18 protein-coding genes are annotated in these 16,231 nt (G+C 58.8%); 6 read left to right on the top strand and 12 right to left on the bottom strand.

Annotated features, from left to right (window positions below):
* Window positions 1-10 precede the first annotated feature (10 nt).
* On the top strand, window positions 11-781 hold the full coding sequence (locus VC35_RS22575) for a MetQ/NlpA family ABC transporter substrate-binding protein (protein ID WP_046042683.1): 771 nt from the start codon (window positions 11-13) through the stop codon (window positions 779-781).
* 87 nt (window positions 782-868) lie between these two features.
* Here the strand turns inward: VC35_RS22575 and VC35_RS22580 are convergent, their stop codons facing one another.
* From VC35_RS22580 to VC35_RS22600, 5 genes are read right to left on the bottom strand one after another with little or no spacing between them, the layout of a single operon-like run.
* The gene (locus VC35_RS22580; RefSeq protein WP_046042684.1) at window positions 869-1,504 is read right to left on the bottom strand and encodes an SCO family protein; all 636 of its coding nucleotides are present in this window, start codon (window positions 1,502-1,504) and stop codon (window positions 869-871) included.
* Window positions 1,501-2,400, bottom strand: a complete 900-nt coding sequence (cyoE, locus tag VC35_RS22585; RefSeq protein WP_008045805.1) for a heme o synthase — start codon at window positions 2,398-2,400, stop codon at window positions 1,501-1,503. The genes VC35_RS22580 and cyoE overlap by 4 nt, the downstream gene beginning before the upstream one ends.
* The gene (locus tag VC35_RS22590) at window positions 2,388-3,458 is read right to left on the bottom strand and encodes a COX15/CtaA family protein (protein ID WP_046042685.1); all 1,071 of its coding nucleotides are present in this window, start codon (window positions 3,456-3,458) and stop codon (window positions 2,388-2,390) included. Before VC35_RS22590 ends, cyoE begins: the two co-directional genes overlap by 13 nt.
* 10 nt (window positions 3,459-3,468) lie before the next feature.
* The gene (locus VC35_RS22595; RefSeq protein WP_046042686.1) at window positions 3,469-4,062 is read right to left on the bottom strand and encodes a hypothetical protein; all 594 of its coding nucleotides are present in this window, start codon (window positions 4,060-4,062) and stop codon (window positions 3,469-3,471) included.
* Window positions 4,028-4,768 carry an SURF1 family protein gene (locus VC35_RS22600; RefSeq protein WP_046042687.1) on the bottom strand — a complete coding sequence of 247 codons (741 nt, stop codon included), beginning with the start codon at window positions 4,766-4,768 and terminating at the stop codon, window positions 4,028-4,030. Before VC35_RS22600 ends, VC35_RS22595 begins: the two co-directional genes overlap by 35 nt.
* A gap of 71 nt (window positions 4,769-4,839) precedes the next feature.
* Between VC35_RS22600 and VC35_RS22605 the strand changes: the two genes are divergently transcribed.
* A complete protein-coding gene (locus VC35_RS22605) occupies window positions 4,840-5,043 on the top strand; it encodes a twin transmembrane helix small protein (protein WP_007969817.1) in 204 nt (67 codons plus the stop codon).
* A gap of 16 nt (window positions 5,044-5,059) precedes the next feature.
* On the opposite strand, the gene VC35_RS22610 is transcribed toward VC35_RS22605, so the two are convergent.
* From VC35_RS22610 to coxB, 4 genes are all read right to left on the bottom strand, one after another.
* The gene (locus VC35_RS22610; RefSeq protein ID WP_046042688.1) at window positions 5,060-5,947 is read right to left on the bottom strand and encodes a cytochrome c oxidase subunit 3; all 888 of its coding nucleotides are present in this window, start codon (window positions 5,945-5,947) and stop codon (window positions 5,060-5,062) included.
* 25 nt (window positions 5,948-5,972) lie between these two features.
* Window positions 5,973-6,524 (bottom strand): cytochrome c oxidase assembly protein, encoded by a 552-nt coding sequence (locus tag VC35_RS22615; protein WP_046042689.1) that lies wholly within the window; start codon window positions 6,522-6,524, stop codon window positions 5,973-5,975.
* A 207-nt stretch (window positions 6,525-6,731) separates the two neighbouring features.
* Window positions 6,732-8,324, bottom strand: coding sequence for a cytochrome c oxidase subunit I (gene ctaD, locus VC35_RS22620; protein WP_046042690.1), 1,593 nt, complete (start codon window positions 8,322-8,324; stop codon window positions 6,732-6,734).
* Between the two features lie 82 nt (window positions 8,325-8,406).
* Window positions 8,407-9,534, bottom strand: a complete 1,128-nt coding sequence (coxB, locus tag VC35_RS22625) for a cytochrome c oxidase subunit II (RefSeq protein ID WP_046042691.1) — start codon at window positions 9,532-9,534, stop codon at window positions 8,407-8,409.
* 369 nt (window positions 9,535-9,903) lie between these two features.
* On the opposite strand from coxB, the gene VC35_RS22630 reads away from it, so the two are divergent.
* Window positions 9,904-10,554 (top strand): hypothetical protein, encoded by a 651-nt coding sequence (locus tag VC35_RS22630; protein ID WP_046042692.1) that lies wholly within the window; start codon window positions 9,904-9,906, stop codon window positions 10,552-10,554.
* 117 nt (window positions 10,555-10,671) lie between these two features.
* On the opposite strand, the gene VC35_RS22635 is transcribed toward VC35_RS22630, so the two are convergent.
* The 3 genes from VC35_RS22635 to VC35_RS22645 all read right to left on the bottom strand — a co-directional run bounded on the left by VC35_RS22635 (window position 10,672) and on the right by VC35_RS22645 (window position 14,323).
* On the bottom strand, window positions 10,672-12,198 hold the full coding sequence (locus VC35_RS22635; RefSeq protein ID WP_046042693.1) for a SulP family inorganic anion transporter: 1,527 nt from the start codon (window positions 12,196-12,198) through the stop codon (window positions 10,672-10,674).
* A gap of 90 nt (window positions 12,199-12,288) precedes the next feature.
* Window positions 12,289-13,020: a carbonic anhydrase gene (locus VC35_RS22640; RefSeq protein ID WP_008045785.1), complete on the bottom strand. Its 732-nt coding sequence runs from the start codon at window positions 13,018-13,020 to the stop codon at window positions 12,289-12,291.
* Window positions 13,021-13,264: 244 nt separating this feature from the next.
* A complete protein-coding gene (locus VC35_RS22645; protein WP_046042695.1) occupies window positions 13,265-14,323 on the bottom strand; it encodes a PA0069 family radical SAM protein in 1,059 nt (352 codons plus the stop codon).
* Window positions 14,324-14,546: 223 nt separating this feature from the next.
* On the opposite strand from VC35_RS22645, the gene VC35_RS22650 reads away from it, so the two are divergent.
* The 3 genes from VC35_RS22650 to VC35_RS22660 all read left to right on the top strand — a co-directional run bounded on the left by VC35_RS22650 (window position 14,547) and on the right by VC35_RS22660 (window position 16,228).
* Entirely contained in the window at window positions 14,547-14,849 is a 303-nt protein-coding gene (locus tag VC35_RS22650; protein WP_046042696.1) for a hypothetical protein, read from the top strand.
* A gap of 86 nt (window positions 14,850-14,935) precedes the next feature.
* Window positions 14,936-15,475 carry a hypothetical protein gene (locus VC35_RS22655; protein WP_046042697.1) on the top strand — a complete coding sequence of 180 codons (540 nt, stop codon included), beginning with the start codon at window positions 14,936-14,938 and terminating at the stop codon, window positions 15,473-15,475.
* 108 nt (window positions 15,476-15,583) lie between these two features.
* The gene (locus VC35_RS22660; RefSeq protein ID WP_221174495.1) at window positions 15,584-16,228 is read left to right on the top strand and encodes a dual specificity protein phosphatase family protein; all 645 of its coding nucleotides are present in this window, start codon (window positions 15,584-15,586) and stop codon (window positions 16,226-16,228) included.
* The last annotated feature ends 3 nt before the right edge of the window (window positions 16,229-16,231 follow it).

Genomic DNA, 16,231 nt, shown 5'->3' on the forward strand with positions numbered 1-16,231 from the left:
AGTTAGCTGAATGAAAAAACTACTCGTGGCCTTCGCGGCCGTTGCCGCGTTCTCTGCTCACGCTGAAACCCTGACCGTTGCGGCCACTCCAGTGCCACACGCCGAGATCCTCGAATTCGTGAAGCCGACCCTGGCCAAAGAAGGCGTGGACCTGAAGGTCAAGGTATTCACCGACTACATCCAGCCGAACGTGCAGGTCGCGGAAAAACGCCTGGATGCCAACTTCTTCCAGCACCAGCCGTACCTGGATGAGTTCAACAAGGCCAAGGGCACCCACCTGGTTTCCGTAACCGGCGTGCACCTGGAGCCCCTGGGCGCTTACTCCAGCAAGTACAAGACCATTGCCGAACTGCCTGGCGGTGCCAACGTGGTGATCCCGAACGACGCCACCAACGGCGGCCGTGCGCTGCTGCTGATGGCCAAGGCCGGCCTGATCAAGTTGAAGGATTCGAACAACATCCTGTCGACCGTCAAGGACATCACCGAGAACACCAAGGACCTGAAAATCCGCGAACTGGAAGCCGCGACCATCCCGCGCGTGCTGACCCAGGTCGACCTGGCGCTGATCAACACCAACTACGCGCTGGAAGCCAAGCTTGATCCGGCCAAGGACGCGCTGTTCATCGAAGGCAGCGACTCGCCTTACGTGAACATTCTGGTGGCTCGCCCGGACGACAAGGACAGCGAAGCGATGAAGAAACTGGTCGCTGCCCTGCACAGCCCGGAAGTGAAGGCCTTCATTCTCGAGAAGTACAAAGGCGCGGTGGTGCCGGCGTTCTGATCGAACTGCTGCAACGAAAAAAGGGCGCATCGAATGCGCCCTTTTTTTGTGCCTGAAACACAGCCCCCACAGGGTTTGGTGGTGCTTTCAGTTGCGCTTGAGCATCACCGGCAACTGCGCCACCAGCTTCGCATTGTTCAACGGCGCCCGAATGAACCCGCGCTGGGTGCCGTCCGGCCCGATCACCGCAAGGTTACCGCTGTGGTCAACGGTGTAGTTCGGCTTGCTGGTGTCCGCCGGAATGAATGGAATGCTCACCGCGTTGGCGATCGTTTGCAGCTCATCGGTCGACGCCGGGGTCAGGCCAACAAACTGCGGATCGAAATAGCCCAGATACTGCTTGAGCTGCTTGGGCGTATCGCGATTGGGGTCGATACTGACCAGCACGATTTGCAATTTATCCACAGCCTCGGGTGGCAACTCGCTCTTGATCTGCCGCAACTGGGCGAGGGTGGTCGGGCAGATGTCCGGGCAGAAGGTGTAGCCGAAGAACAGCAAGCTCCACTTGCCTTTCAATTCATTGATCGCGACCGGCTGGCCATCCTGGTTGGTCATCATCACGTCCGGCAGATTCCGGCTCTGCGGCAACAAGATGATGCCAGCGTCGATCAGCGCCGTCGGATCGCCCTGGTTTTTCCCGGACAGCACCTTGTTGACGGTCAGGCCCAGGATCAGGGCGACCAGGGCGACGAGTATGAAGACGGTTTTCTGGGTTCGAGTCATAGGTTCAACAGTAGGTAGTGGTCTACGAGCAGGGCGATAAACAGCAGGAACAAGTAGTAAATAGAGTACTTGAACGTGTTGATCGCCGCGTGCGGCCGAGTGCCACGGTACAGCACCACGGCCCATTGCAGAAACCGCGCACCCAGTCCGAGCGCGCAGACCAGGTAGAGCGTGCCGCTCATGTGGATCACATAAGGCATCAGGCTGACGGCAAGCAATGCGAAGGTATAAAGCAGGATGTGAATCTTGGTGTAGTGTTCGCCATGGGTGACCGGCAGCATCGGTATGTCGGCCTTGGCGTATTCCTCCTTGCGATGGATCGCCAGCGCCCAGAAGTGCGGCGGGGTCCAGGCGAATATGATCAGCACCAGCAGCAGTGGCTCGGCGCTGACATGACCGGTGGCGGCAGTCCAGCCGAGCAACGGCGGTGCGGCACCGGCCAGACCACCGATGACGATGTTCTGCGGGGTCGCGCGCTTGAGGAATCCGGTGTAGACCACCGCGTAGCCGAGCAACGAGGCAAGGGTCAGCCACGCGGTCAGCGGGTTGGTGAACGCCAGCAGCATGGCTTGTCCGAGGACCGCCAATACCAGTGCGAACGTCAGCGCGGCGGTTGGCGAAACCCGGCCTTCGGCGAGCGGCCGTTTGTGGGTGCGCGCCATCACCGCGTCGATACGCCGGTCCACCACATGATTGACCGCCGCCGCACCGCCGGCACACAGGGCGATGCCCAGGTTGCCGAAAATCAGCACCGTCCACGGCACCCCGGCGCGGGTCGCGAGGAACATCCCCACCAGTGAAGTGATGAGCATCAGCACCACGACCTTGGGTTTGGTCAGCTCCAGGTAGTCACGCCAGATCGCCTGACTGGGACGTTCGCCGATCAGAATCGCCATGGCATCTCTCCTTTTATTGTTATGGGCCCGGCTGAATGTTTACGCGGGCTGAAGTGCCAGCGCGCTTGCTTGACCCGGACCAGGCTGGTTCGGGCGTGGTAATTGACCAGTACCATGGTCAGCAACAGCGCCGCGCCGCCCGCGTTATGCGCGACGGCCACCGGCAACGGCAGATGAAACAGCACGTTGCTGATGCCCAGGGTGATTTGTGCGCCGAGGGCGATCAGCACCAGGCCTGCCAGGCGCGTCATGCCAACTGCCTTCAGTTGCCACGCCAGACCGAGCAATACCAGGGTGACCAGCAACGCGCCGATGCGATGGGTCAGGTGAATGGCCGTACGGGCGTCGCTGTCCAGTTGCCCGCCGAGGTAGTTCGGACCGATGTGCTGGGTCAGGTGAAAACCATTGGCGAAGTCCGCCGCTGGCAACCACTGGCCGTGGCAGGTCGGGAAGTCGATACAGGCCACCGCGGCATAGTTGGAACTGACCCAGCCGCCGAGAGCGATTTGCCCGATCACCAGCAACAGCCCCGCCGTCGCCCAGTGCTGCAAACGTCGTGGCACGGTCAGCGCCGGCAGTACGCCGGACAGGCGCAAGGTCAGCAGAAACAATAGGCTCAAGGTCGCGAAGCCGCCCAGCAAATGCCCGGTAACCACCTGCGGCCAGAGCTTGAGCGTTACCGTCCACATGCCGAACGCGGCCTGGCCAAATACCACCGCCAACAGAAACAACGGCAGCTTCACCGGCTGTCCGGGATGGCGGCGATGCATCCACGAACGACCGGCCAACACCGCGATCAACAGCCCCAGCGTGCCGGCGAAGTAGCGGTGGACCATCTCGTTCCAGCCCTTGTGGGCCTCGACCGGAGCGTCCGGGAAATGCAATTCGGCATGGGCCAGCTGGGCTTCGCTTTTCGGCACGCTGATGAAGCCGTAGCAACCGGGCCAGTCCGGGCAGCCGAGGCCGGCGTGGGTGAGGCGGGTGTAGGCGCCGAGCAACACCACAATCAGTGCCAGCAAGGTGGCAAACAACGCGAGGCGAAATCCAGGTTTGGCCATGACGATGCCCTTATCCGATGTTCGACAGTTTCAACAGGTGGCGCAGATCGTTGAGCAGGTCCTTGCCCTTCACCGACGGGTCGTAGCGCAGCACAAGATTGCCGTGGGGGTCGATGATCCACAGGTGCGGCGCGTCATTGCTCTGGGCGCCTTTTGTGTAGGCAGGCAAGTCCAGTGAATAGCGTTGCAACTGCGGGTACTCGCGTTGAAGTTTAGTCTCGTAATCGCTGTTCAGCGTCTGCGCGGCGGCCAATGCATGGCTGGCGCGGGATGCATCGCGGCCCAGGCCGATCTGGATTTGCCGCGCCAGATACACCAGTTGCTGACAATCCACCGCGCAATCCTTAGGCGCGGTCACCAGTAACTGCCAGCGATCTTCCTGGGCCTGCACGCCGATGTCCGCGCGGGTCTGACCGTTGCCGATCAGTTCGCCGTGATAACTGCGGCCCTCGGGCACCCAGAAATTCAGCTTGTACATGCCGGTGGCGAGGATCATCGGACCGATCACCCCGAGCAGGATCAGCAGCAGTTGCATACGGCCCTTGCGCCGGTTCACCGACGGTTTCGCCTCAGACATGCTGGGTGGATTCATGGCCGCTCCCATGGTGTTTCTCCTTTGCGTTGTGCCAGCCGAGATAGAGATAAAGACCGAACAGGGCGATCGCCATGGCGAACCACTGCACGGCATAAGCGATGTGTTTTTCAGGACCCATGGCGACTACCGGCCAGTCGGCCTGATAGGTGGCGGGGCCGGTTTCGGCGCGCAGTTCGTAGGCAAAGCCTTCGCGGCTCAGTGCTGTCCAGAGTTTGTCTGGCTCAACGGCCGTAATCAGCTTCGGCCATGTCAACGTTGTGGGGTCTGCGTGCAATTGGAACGTCGCCCCGGGGGAGACGTAGACCCATGCGTCGAGGCTGACTGCTTCGCCAGGTGTCTTGAATTGCGGTGGTGTGCGGCGCTCCGGCCAAGGCAACCAGCCGCGATTGACCAACAGCCAAAGCCCGCTGGCCTGATCGTGAAAGGGCTGCAACAGCTCGACGCCGACCCTGCCGTTGCGTTGACTGTTATCCAGCAGCAGGCTGTGTTCGGCATCGAACCGGCCGTACAGGTGAACCCGACGGAAGGCCGGGTCTGTCGTGTGTTGCAGTTCGGTGCTGGCCATCGGCTCAGCGGCCCGGCGCTCGGCGTAGTTTTGCAGCAGCGCGCTTTTCTCCGCGCCCCGGCTCAATTGCCAGAACCCCAGGGACACCAGCAGCGGCAGCAACAGCGCCACCACCAGCGTTGGCACGATACCCGGCCGAAAGCGTTTCATGGCATCGCCAGAAAGTCGGTCATCGCGATAGCTATACTCAAGTGCATCGCTTATCCCCCCGGAGTCTCACCATGCTCAAAGCAGCCATCGTCCTGATGCTGATTGCCACGGTTGTCAGCCTGTTCAGCGGCCTGTTTTTTCTGGTCAAGGACGACAGCCGCTCAAACCGCCTCGTCATTGCCTTGAGTGTGCGTGTCACTCTGGCCGCCATTACCCTGGGTCTGATCACCTGGGGTTTTTTCAGCGGCCAGCTGGTTTCACATGCCCCCTGGTAACTAAAAGTTCACAGCCTCAGAGCACATAGACGAAAACAAACAGCCCGATCCACACCACATCCACGAAGTGCCAGTACCAGCTCGCCGCTTCGAAACCGAACTGGTGCTCGTTGTCGAAGTGCCCGCGCATGATCCGCACCAGCATCACGAACAGGATGATGGTGCCGATGGTGACGTGGGCGCCGTGGAACCCGGTGAGCATGAAGAAGGTCGCGCCGTAGATACCCGAACCCAGGGTCAGGCCCAGTTCATGGTAGGCGTGCATGTACTCTTCGGCCTGGAAGGTGAGGAACGCACAACCGAGCAATACGGTGAGCGCCAGCCAGAGTTTCAGTGCGCCGCGATGGCCCTTTTTCAAGGCATGGTGGGCGATGGTCACGGTCACGCTGGAACTCACCAGCAACACGGTATTGAGCAGCGGCAGGCCCCAGGGGCTGATGACTTCCTTGGGCGGTGGAAACAGTTTCGAGTCGGGGTTGCTCAGCAGCGGCCAGGTGAACTGGAAGTTCGGCCACAGCATGTGCGCGATGCCTTTGGCGCCTTCACCGCCGAGCGCCGGCCCGGAGATGTGACGGACATAGAACAGCGCGCCAAAAAAGGCGATGAAGAACATCACCTCCGAGAAAATGAACCAGCTCATGCCCCAGCGGAACGAACGATCCATCTGTGCGCTGTACAAGCCGCCGCGACTTTCCTTGATCACCGTACCGAACCAGCCGAACAGCATGTAGGCCACCAACAGCCCGCCGACGAAAAAGATCAGCGGCCCATGGGACTCCGGACGCGCCGCTTTCAGATCGTTGAACCAGGTAGCCAGGCCGTACACGGTGGTGACCATGCCGAGCGTGGCGATGATCGGCCATTTGCTCTGGGCGGGAACGTAATAATGTTCATGAGTTGCCATTTATTGTTCTCCTTATCGGGCACGCTCAGCCGCCAGTGTTTACAGCTACCGGTGGATGTCGGGCGGTGATATCGAACAGCGTATAAGACAGCGTCAGGTGCTTCACATCCTTGGGCATGTCACGGTCAACGATGAAACGTACCGGCATCTCGATCCGTTGACCGGGCTGCAGCACTTGCTGGGTAAAGCAGAAGCATTCGGTCTTGTGGAAGTACGCCGCCGCGGTGCTCGGCGCAATGCTCGGCACGGCCTGGGCACTCATCGGCTTATCGGTGGGGTTGTGAGCGATGAAGATCATTTCGTTCACCGCCCCCGGATGGGCCACCAGTTCCTCGCCCTTGGGATAGAAGTCCCAGGGCATGTCAGCGGTGTTGGTCGACAGAAACTGCACGCGCACCTGCCGCGAGGTGTCGACCGTCTGCTCACCCTCGTACTGCCCGCCAGTCTTGCCATTAATGCCGAAGGCCTTGCACATCACGTCGTAGATCGGCACCAGGGCAAAGCCGAAGACAAACATTGCCACCACCACGGTCAGCAGGCGCGTGACCAGTTTCTTCATTGAAATCGAGTCAGCCATGATTCCAATCCTCAACAAGCCCTGCCAGACATGAACACGGACCTGTGGCGAGGGGGCTTGCCCCCGTTCGGCTGCGAAGCAGCCCCAATATCTGCAATCTGGTTACACCAGGTAGACCGCATGGGCTGGTTTTGCGACTGCTGCGCAGCCGAACGGGGGCAAGCCCCCTCGCCACAAAGGTTTGACTTGTGCTCACAGAAGTGATGTTCATTTCACTTCCGGCGGCGTGGTGAAGGTGTGATACGGCGCCGGCGACGGAATGCTCCACTCCAGACCTTCAGCCCCGTCCCACGGTTTGGCCGGTGCTGGCGGGCCGCCGCGAATGGTCTTGATCACGATGAACAGGAAGAAGATCTGCGTGGCGCCGAACATGAATGCGCCGATCGACGACACCATGTTGAAGTCAGCGAACTGCAGGTTGTAGTCCGGAATCCGTCGCGGCATGCCCGCCAGTCCCACGAAGTGCATAGGGAAGAAGGCCAGGTTCATGCCGATGAACGACAGCCAGAAATGCAGCTTGCCGAGGGTTTCGTCGTACATGTGGCCGGTCCATTTCGGCATCCAGTAGTAGGCCGAGGCGAAGATCCCGAAGATCGCCCCCGGCACCAGCACATAGTGGAAGTGCGCGACCACGAAGTAGGTGTCCTGGTACTGGAAGTCTGCCGGGGCGATGGCCAGCATCAACCCGGAGAAACCGCCGATGGAGAACAGGATCACGAACGCCACGGCAAACAGCATCGGCGTCTCGAACGTCAGCGAGCCCTGCCACATGGTGCTGGCCCAGTTGAACACCTTCACACCGGTAGGCACCGCGATCAGCAGCGTGGCGTACATGAAGAACAGCTCGCCCACCAACGGAATGCCGACCACGAACATGTGGTGCGCCCAGACGATGAACGACAGGAACGCGATACTCGCCGTGGCGTAGACCATCGAGGTGTAGCCGAACAACGGCTTGCGCGAAAAGGCCGGAATGATCGAGCTGACGGCGCCGAACGCCGGCAGGATCATGATGTACACCTCGGGGTGACCGAAGAACCAGAACACATGCTGGAACAGCACCGGGTCTCCGCCACCGGCGGCACTGAAGAAACTGGTGCCGAAGTGGATGTCCATCAGCATCATCGTCACGCAACCGGCCAGTACCGGCATCACCGCGATCAGCAGGAACGCGGTGATCAGCCAAGTCCAGACGAACAACGGCATTTTCATCAGCGTCATGCCGGGGGCGCGCAGGTTGAGGATGGTGGCGATCACGTTGATCGCGCCCATGATCGAACTGATCCCCATCAAGTGGATGGCGAAGATGAAGAAGGTCACGCTTTCCGGGGCGTAGGTGGTCGACAGCGGTGCGTAGAACGTCCAGCCGAAGTTCGGCCCGCCACCGGGGGTGAACAGGGTCGACACCAGCAGCAGGAACGCCGCCGGCAACAGCCAGAAGCTGAAGTTGTTCATGCGCGGCAGGGCCATGTCCGGCGCGCCGATCATCAGTGGGATCATCCAGTTGGCGAGGCCGACGAAGGCCGGCATCACCGCACCGAATACCATCACCAGACCGTGCATGGTGGTCATCTGGTTGAAGAATTCCGGCTGGACGATCTGCAGCCCCGGCTGAAACAGCTCGGCGCGAATCACCATCGCGAACGAACCGCCAAGCAGGAACATGCAGAACGCAAACCACAGGTACAGCGTACCGATGTCCTTGTGGTTGGTGGTCAGCACCCAGCGCATCAGGCCTTTGGCGGGGCCGTGGGCGTGGTCGGTGGCGGTATGAACATGTTCATCGATTACAGCAGTCATGTCCTGTCTCCTGCAAACAGATGGGCTGGGCAGGCCAGGGTGTGTAGCCCCGACCGGTTCCTTACGTGCGCAATAGACCGGGTCATTTGCTTTCCGCCTGTTTCAGCTCCAGCACTTCTTTAGGCGTGACCATGTCGCCCTTGTTGTTGCCCCAGGCGTTACGCTCATAGGTCACGACCGCTGCGATATCGACTTCCGAGAGTTGTTTGCCGAACGCGGCCATGGCGGTGCCAGGCTTGCCGTGGAAGACAATGCTCAGGTGAGCCTCTTTGGGCCCGGTGGCGATCTTCGAGCCCTTGAGCGCCGGGAACATCGGCGGCAGGCCCTGGCCTTCGGCTTGGTGACAGGCCACGCAGGTGGTGTGATAGATCTTGTCGCCGCGATCCTTGAGCTCGTCGAGGGTCCATTCCTTGCTGGTCAGCTCTTTGAGCTGCGCGGCCTCGGTCTTGCGATCGGCCAGCCATTTTTCGTAATCGGCCTTTTCCTTGACCTCGACCACGGTCGGCATGAAGCCGTGATCCTTGCCGCACAACTCGGCGCACTGGCCACGGTAGATGCCGGGCTTGTCGACACGGGTCCAGGCTTCATTGACGAACCCGGGAATCGCATCGCGCTTGACCGCGAATGCCGGCACCCACCAGGAGTGGATCACGTCGGCGGAGGTCACCAGGAAGCGCACTTTGGCACCGACCGGCAGCACCAATGGCTTGTCGACTTCGAGCAGGTAGTGCTCGCCCTTGGTTTCCTTGTTGTGGATCTGATCCTGTGGGGTGGTCAGGTTGCTGAAGAACTCGACGTCCTGGCCCAGGTATTTGTAGTGCCACTTCCACTGGTAGCCGGTGATCTGGATATCGATTTCCGGCTCGCTGGCGTCGTACATCTTGATCAGGGTCGCGGTAGCGGGAACCGCCATGGCCACCAGGATCAGGAAGGGCACGATGGTCCAGAGGATTTCGACGGTGGTACTTTCATGAAATTTGGCGGCCACCTGCCCGGTCGAGCGGCGGTGGAGAATCATCGACCAGAACATGGCACCAAATACGATGATGCCGATCACCACACAGATCCAGAAAATGATCATGTGCAGGTCGAATACTGCGTGACTGATTTCAGTCGCTCCAGGCGCCATATTCACAGTCCAGGCCGCTTGCGCCTGACTGAAAATCGACCACAACAGGAGGCCCATCCAGACATGTGGATGTCGCATCATTGCGGGTTCCCCTTATCGTTCTTGTTATCCCGCCGGCTTTCACCTGCGGCAAGGGAGCGGCTGCATCAGACTACGAACTTGAGCACCGGGCCTTGCTGCATATGCAGTCGGGCGTCATCAGCTAACTCCATTCCAACCCGAGTATAGACAGCGACTCTCACCTCGCAATGCGAAGGCGTAAATGATCTGAAACAGCATTAACTTGCGTTGCAGGGCACGAATGGAGAAGGATGCAGACGAGTGGTGGCAAACCGATATAACGGGGCCGTCTCAAGGATGAAATAATTATGACAAATGCGTCTTAGCATTTTTCGTAAGCCAGCTAAGTTATGTCTTCCCTATTTCATTGCCTTGTTTCCTGGAGTTTTCATGAACACCGCCGCATTGCGCGAGCAGATCCAAAAAGCCCAACAACACGAAGCCGAGACCGGCCTGCTGACGCGTCAGCTGGAAAGCAAGCTGCCTCATCTGCACCCGGCGATCCAATTGCCGGAGACCGATACCAGCGGCGTACTGACGCGATTTGTCGCCGCCTACATCGAAGAAGTGCCCGATCTGCTGGATGCAGCCAATGAAGTCGCCAGGGAAGCGGGCATTGAGTCACAGATCAAACCGGTGCTGACAATCGCCGAGCAGTACTTCCTCCAGCCGCCAGCCATCATGGCCGGCCATGTCGGGCTCGACAGCCTGCTGGATGAAGCCTATCTGGCGCACCGGTTTGTCGAAGAGGTCAACGACCTGTACATCAAGCATTTCGGCCAGCCACTGATCCCCTTGGACATGACTGTCGCTAACCTGATTGCTCACCAATTGATCGGTGAGTCGTTCGCCAACCAACTGGACGAAGTGGTGCATCACGCCATCGACGAGATGCTCAACGACGAAAGCTTCGCACTGGAGTCGGTAGAAGCCTACCGCGAGAAGCTCAACAGCCCGGACACCGGCACCGCGTGGAAACGCTGGCCGTGCATGTCCCGTCGTTTGGGTGTAGGCCTGGAACTGGATCAGCCGGCGGCTTGATCCACCGGTAATCACAATCCCCTGTAGGAGCGAGCTTGCTCACGATGAGGCCATGTCATTCAACATCAAAGTTGACTGATCCGCCGCCATCGCGAGCAAGCTCGCACACATTGGACCTCAACCAGCCGCACCTATACCTGTATTCGTCCGCACCCGTCCCTCAAGCCTGCGCTTCAACCCCCGCGATTCAATCAACAGCTTCGAGCCCTTGGCCGCATTCGCCCGGCCCCACTCCTCCAGTAGCTCCAGACACGAGTGATCGATGTAGCTCAGGTTGTTGAGCGGCACATGCACCGTCGCGCCGGGTGGAATACTGCCCAGCACCTGGGTCAGCGCCGGCACTTTGAGGAAGGTCGCCGCGCCCACCAGGCGCAATTCCATTTCCCCTTCCTGCGGCAGGTCGATCAGGCTGATTTTCAACCGCGAAGCTTTCAGCGCCAGTTTCACCAGCGTCAGGCCGAAGCCAATCAACACGCCGGTCAGCAGGTCCGTGAAAACAATGGCGAGCGCGGTTGCCGCATAGGTGAACATCGGCGCCCGACCATACCGGCCCAAACCACGGAAGACCTTGAGATCCACCAGCTTGAAACCGGTGTAAACCAGCACGCCCGCCAGGCTCGCCACCGGAATGCTTTGCAGCACGCTGGAAAACAACAGTACAAACGCCAACAACCACAGGCCGTGGAAAATGGTCGAAAAACGCGTAGTTGCGCCGGCCTGAACATTCGCCGAACTGCGCACGATAACGCCAGTCATCGGCAACGCCCCAAGCAGGCCACACAGCATGTTGCCGATACCTTGCGCCGACAGTTCCCGGTCGAAGTCCGAGCGCTGACCACTGTGCATGCGATCAACTGCGGCGGCTGAGAGCAAGGTTTCGGCGCTCGCGATGAAGGCCACGGCAAACGCCGCGATCAGCAAGTTCGGATCAGCCAGGTTGAGCAGATCCGCGGGCTTCAGCCAGTCGATGGCCTCCGTCAGGTTGGCCGGAACCTCAACCCGTTTGACCTGCAACGCCAGCACCAGACTGGCAAGCGTGGCCAGACCGACGCCTAGCAATGCGCCAGGAATGAAGCGCAGGGATTGCGGACGGAATTTCTCCCACAGCCACATGACGGCGATCGTCGACAAACCGAGCAAACCGGCTTGCCAGCCAAACGTGGGCAACGCCTGAGCCAGCGCCGCCGGGAAGGCCGCCAGGTTATCCAGGCCCGAGGGTTTGGGTACGGCATCGAGCATCACATGCACCTGAGACAGGATGATCAGCACGCCAATCCCGGCCAGCATGCCGTACACCACCGCCGGTGCCGTCACCCGAAACCAGCAGCCCAGCTTCAAACGGCCAGCCACCAGTTGCAGCAAACCCGCCAGCAACAGAATGGGCCCAAGCATGGCGATACCGTGCTGGCGGACCAACTCGAATACCAGAACGGCCAGGCCCGCCGCCGGGCCGCTGACCTGCAGCGGCGAACCGGCCAACCAGCCGACCACCAGACCACCGATGATGCCGGTGATCAGGCCTTTGGCCGGTGGCAGCCCCGAGGCAATCGCGATGCCCATGCACAGGGGCAGGGCGACCAGAAACACAACCACCGAAGCCAGCAGCTCCCGTGGCAGAACAGCTTTGAGTCGAGCAGCACGCATGGTGAATCTCCCGATGTTTTCTTCAGGCATGGCAAAGCCAGGCTGCCTGAATGGCAGCCTCGGCTGAACCACACAACGATTTAGGAGGGTTTAGAAGCGCGCTTTGGGCGTCGCCACGGGAATTGGCAGGCTGCCATTGAGTGGCAGGAAACAGCCTTGATCGGCGTCGTACGCTTTGATTTCGCTGGTTTCGATGTTGTAGACCCAGCCGTGAATAAATAACTGACCGTTGGCCATGCGCGAGGCCACCGACGGATGGGTGCGCAGATGCTGCAATTGGGCAATCACATTCTCTTCGGTGAGGATGTGCATGCTTTCACTTTCGCTAGAGCAGTTGCAGTTCTCCTGCACCATGGTTTTGGCCACTTCGGCATGACGCAGCCAGGCTTTGACCGTGGGCATTTTTTCCAGACTGTCCGGGTTGAGCACCGCGCGCATGGCACCGCAGTCGGAATGCCCGCAAATGATGATGTGATGCACCCCCAAAGCCAGTACGGCGTACTCGATGGCCGTAGAAACACCGCCGTTCATTTGCCCGTAGGGCGGCACGACGTTGCCCACGTTACGAGTCACGAACAGGTCGCCGGGGGAACTCTGGGTAATCAACTCGGGAACGATGCGCGAGTCGGCGCAGGCGATGAACATCGCTCGTGGCCGCTGGGCCGTGGCGAGTTTCTTGAAGAGCTCTTCCTGCTGAGGAAAGATCTCATGATGAAAATGCAAAAAGCCGTCAACGATATGCTGCAACGCTGCATCGGCGGTTTCGGCCTCGGGTTGGGCTGAAGCCGACGCAGCCAACGGCTGTTTATCCTTGTCACTCATCAATTCATCCTCATTGGCGGGCTCAGGGAGTCATCCCGTGCGGTCCGGTGTGAAGCCAGTGGCTGGTTAAAAAACATCCAGGTCAAGCATCTCGACCCATCAGTCACTCGATGAACAAGGTAGCGGCCGAATCTTAATTGAAACTGAATAAAACGCTCTAGAATGCGTGTTACAGGTCACAAAAAACGTGACCAGCCTAAGGCGTGAGCGCGGTCTTCAGTACTCAACCATAGGCCAATTGTCCTCAAATCAACGACATTTGGCGACCGGGCGGACAAAAGGCATTGCAGTCCAGGTCAAAGCCTTCCCGGTGATTGAGCCCCAGGCGCTTGATGGTTTTGGCAAAGCGCTGTGCCAGCAGGTCGGCGAAAGGGCCTTCACCGCGCATTCGTGCGCCAAAGCGGCTGTCGTAGAGCTCACCGCCACGGCTCTGGCGAATCAGGCTCAGCACATGCGCCGCCCGTTGCGGATAGTGGGCGCCCAGCCATTCTTCGAACAGTGGCGCCACTTCCAGCGGCAGACGCAACATCATGTAAGCAGCACTTTTCGCCCCGGCCGCATGAGCCTCGGTGAGCAGGCTTTCGAGCTCACTGTCGTTGATCATCGGAATCATCGGTGAACACAGCACGCCCACCGGAATGCCCGCCTCGCGCATGACCCTGATCGCCCGCAACCGGGCCTTGGGCGCCGCAGCGCGGGGTTCAAGGATGCGTTTGAGTTCGTCGTCCAGGGTGGTCAGGCTGATCATTACTGCCACCAGTCTTTGGCTGGCAAGCTCGGTCAGCAGGTCCAGGTCGCGAAGAATCAGTGAGCCCTTGGTGACGATAGTCACGGGTTGTCGGTAACGCAGGAGTACTTCGAGGGTTTGCCTGGTGATCCTGTATTCACGCTCGATCGGCTGATAGGGGTCGGTGTTGGAGCCGAGGTTGATCGGCGCACATTGATACCCACGTTTTGAGAGTTGCTCCTCCAGCACCTGCGCGGCGTTGGTCTTGGCGATGAGTCTGGTTTCGAAATCCAGCCCGGGCGACATGTCCCAATAGGCATGGCTGGGCCTCGCGTAGCAATAGATACAGCCATGCTCGCAACCGCGATAGGGATTGATCGATCGGTCGAAGGGTAAGTCCGGTGACGTGTTGCGGGTAATGATGGTTTTCGCCGTTTCAATGCTCACCTCGGTGCCCTGGGTGAGTGGTACTTCCTGGTACCAGCCGTCGTCCTCAACCACCGAATGGCTGGGGGCAAAGCGATTGTGCGGGTTGGTTGCGGTGCCGCGACCACGGGGAGGCAGAGAGCTAACCATCGGCGGACTCCTTGATCTGTATATCCATACAGTATCCGAAGTGCTGCGAATCGACCAGTACCGCTCAGCCATTCATCTGGCGACAGGGTGCCGTGAGCTGACCTGTTCAACAATGATGAGAAAACTGAGGAAACATATAGTCAGTGGTTAGATCCAATACCCACCCGTATATTCAGCCCGACAAGCAACACCCTCAACAGCCATCAAATAAAGGGATTTATTAATGTCTTTCTTTAATCAGCGCGGTATCTTTCTGCAACTTATGCAACCGAGTCCTTCGGAGCCCAACACACTGGTTTCGCTACAACTGGCTCGAAAAGAGTTAAGTTGGGACGCGGAAAACAATGTTCAAATTGAAAGCCTGGTCGACTCGGAGTTTTACACTGCTGTTTCCACAGACCGTGGTAACTCGTTCAGCATCAGGGCCGTTGGCAAGGATGTCGATGGAGACGGAAACATCGGTGCCGACGACAAAGCCAAGTTACAGGCGCTGGCAAAGGCTTATGCCAGTATCGTCAATCCCTGAGCCCTGACTTTCCAATCACTGGAAAGCACAACTGCCGAATGCATGCGGGCTCCCGCATGCATTCCAGACAGCCACGAGGATAAAAAATGTCCCAGCCCATAAAAACCGGTGCTTATCTACAAAAAATAAAAACGCCAGAAGATGTACAGGTAGTTATCAAGCTAATAAGGGCAGACGAGTATCCAAACAAAACAATGGAGCAGTTCGCCGATGTTCTTGCAAGCGCTCCCTCCGTGACACTCCATATAAAAAATGATAGCAAGACTTCAAAGTTCGATTTTGATCCATGGTCCGATATCAATGTAACTCCAGACAATAGCATCGACGAAAAGGACATTGCCGCCCTTACACAACTTGCACTCGCTTTTTATCATCAACAAGTAATTGCTCCAGAGGGCATAGCGTACCTTTATTGTCTTCCCGCTGAGCTTCGAGTAGATGTTGAGGTATTTGACATTGATGAAGAGGATCATCAACTGTATAGCCTCGGTGTGTACGAGACCAAATCTGCGGATTCCGGCTCGCCTTTTGAAGGTCATGAGCGCAACCCTGAAACTGGACAGGTGTTTGACTATGGGGCCGAACTGAACGGCTTGCTCAAAGCATTTATCAAACTGAAACTATAACCTGAGCGCAGGCTTCACGATTCTTTGACAGTCAGCTCACAGGCCTTTGACCGTGCATGGCTGATCCTTGCCACCATCTTCCCGTCCCTTTCTGAACGGTCGCCAAGCATGTCTTTTCCACGTTTTTTATCTGCAATATGCCTGTCGCTGGCTGCACTCGTTAACCTGACACCGGCACTTGCTGACGACAGTGTGATGCAGCGTCCGGCAGACTGGGCTCAACCGGTCGAGAAGCAATACAACCTCTTCCAGATGTCGCCGACGCTCTATCGCAGCGCCTTGCCGGACAAGGACGCGGTTCCGCTGCTGGAGAAACTCAAGGTGGGCACGGTGATCAACTTCCTGCCCGAAGCAGACTCCAGTTGGTTGTCCACGCCAGGCATCACGCAAGTACAGCTGCCTTATCGCACCAACCATGTGGATGACGCCGATGTGCTCAAGGCCTTGCGTGCCATCAAGTCTGCCGAAGCCAAAGGCCCGGTGCTGATGCACTGCAAACACGGTTCCGACCGTACCGGTCTGATGGCGGCCATGTATCGGGTTGTCATCCAGGGCTGGAGCAAGGAAGAGGCCCTGAACGAAATGACCCAGGGCGGCTTTGGTGACAGCACCCACTTCAAGGACGGCATCCGCTACATGATGCAGGCCGACGTCGACAAACTGCGCACGGCCCTGGCCAATGGCGATTGCAGCACCAGCCCGTTCGCCGCGTGCTCGATGAAGAGCTGGTTCAAGTCCGCTCATATCGAATAAGAA

Origin of the sequence: Pseudomonas fluorescens, assembly GCF_000967965.1 — a bacterium.
GTDB classification, from domain to species: domain Bacteria; phylum Pseudomonadota; class Gammaproteobacteria; order Pseudomonadales; family Pseudomonadaceae; genus Aquipseudomonas; species Aquipseudomonas grandcourensis.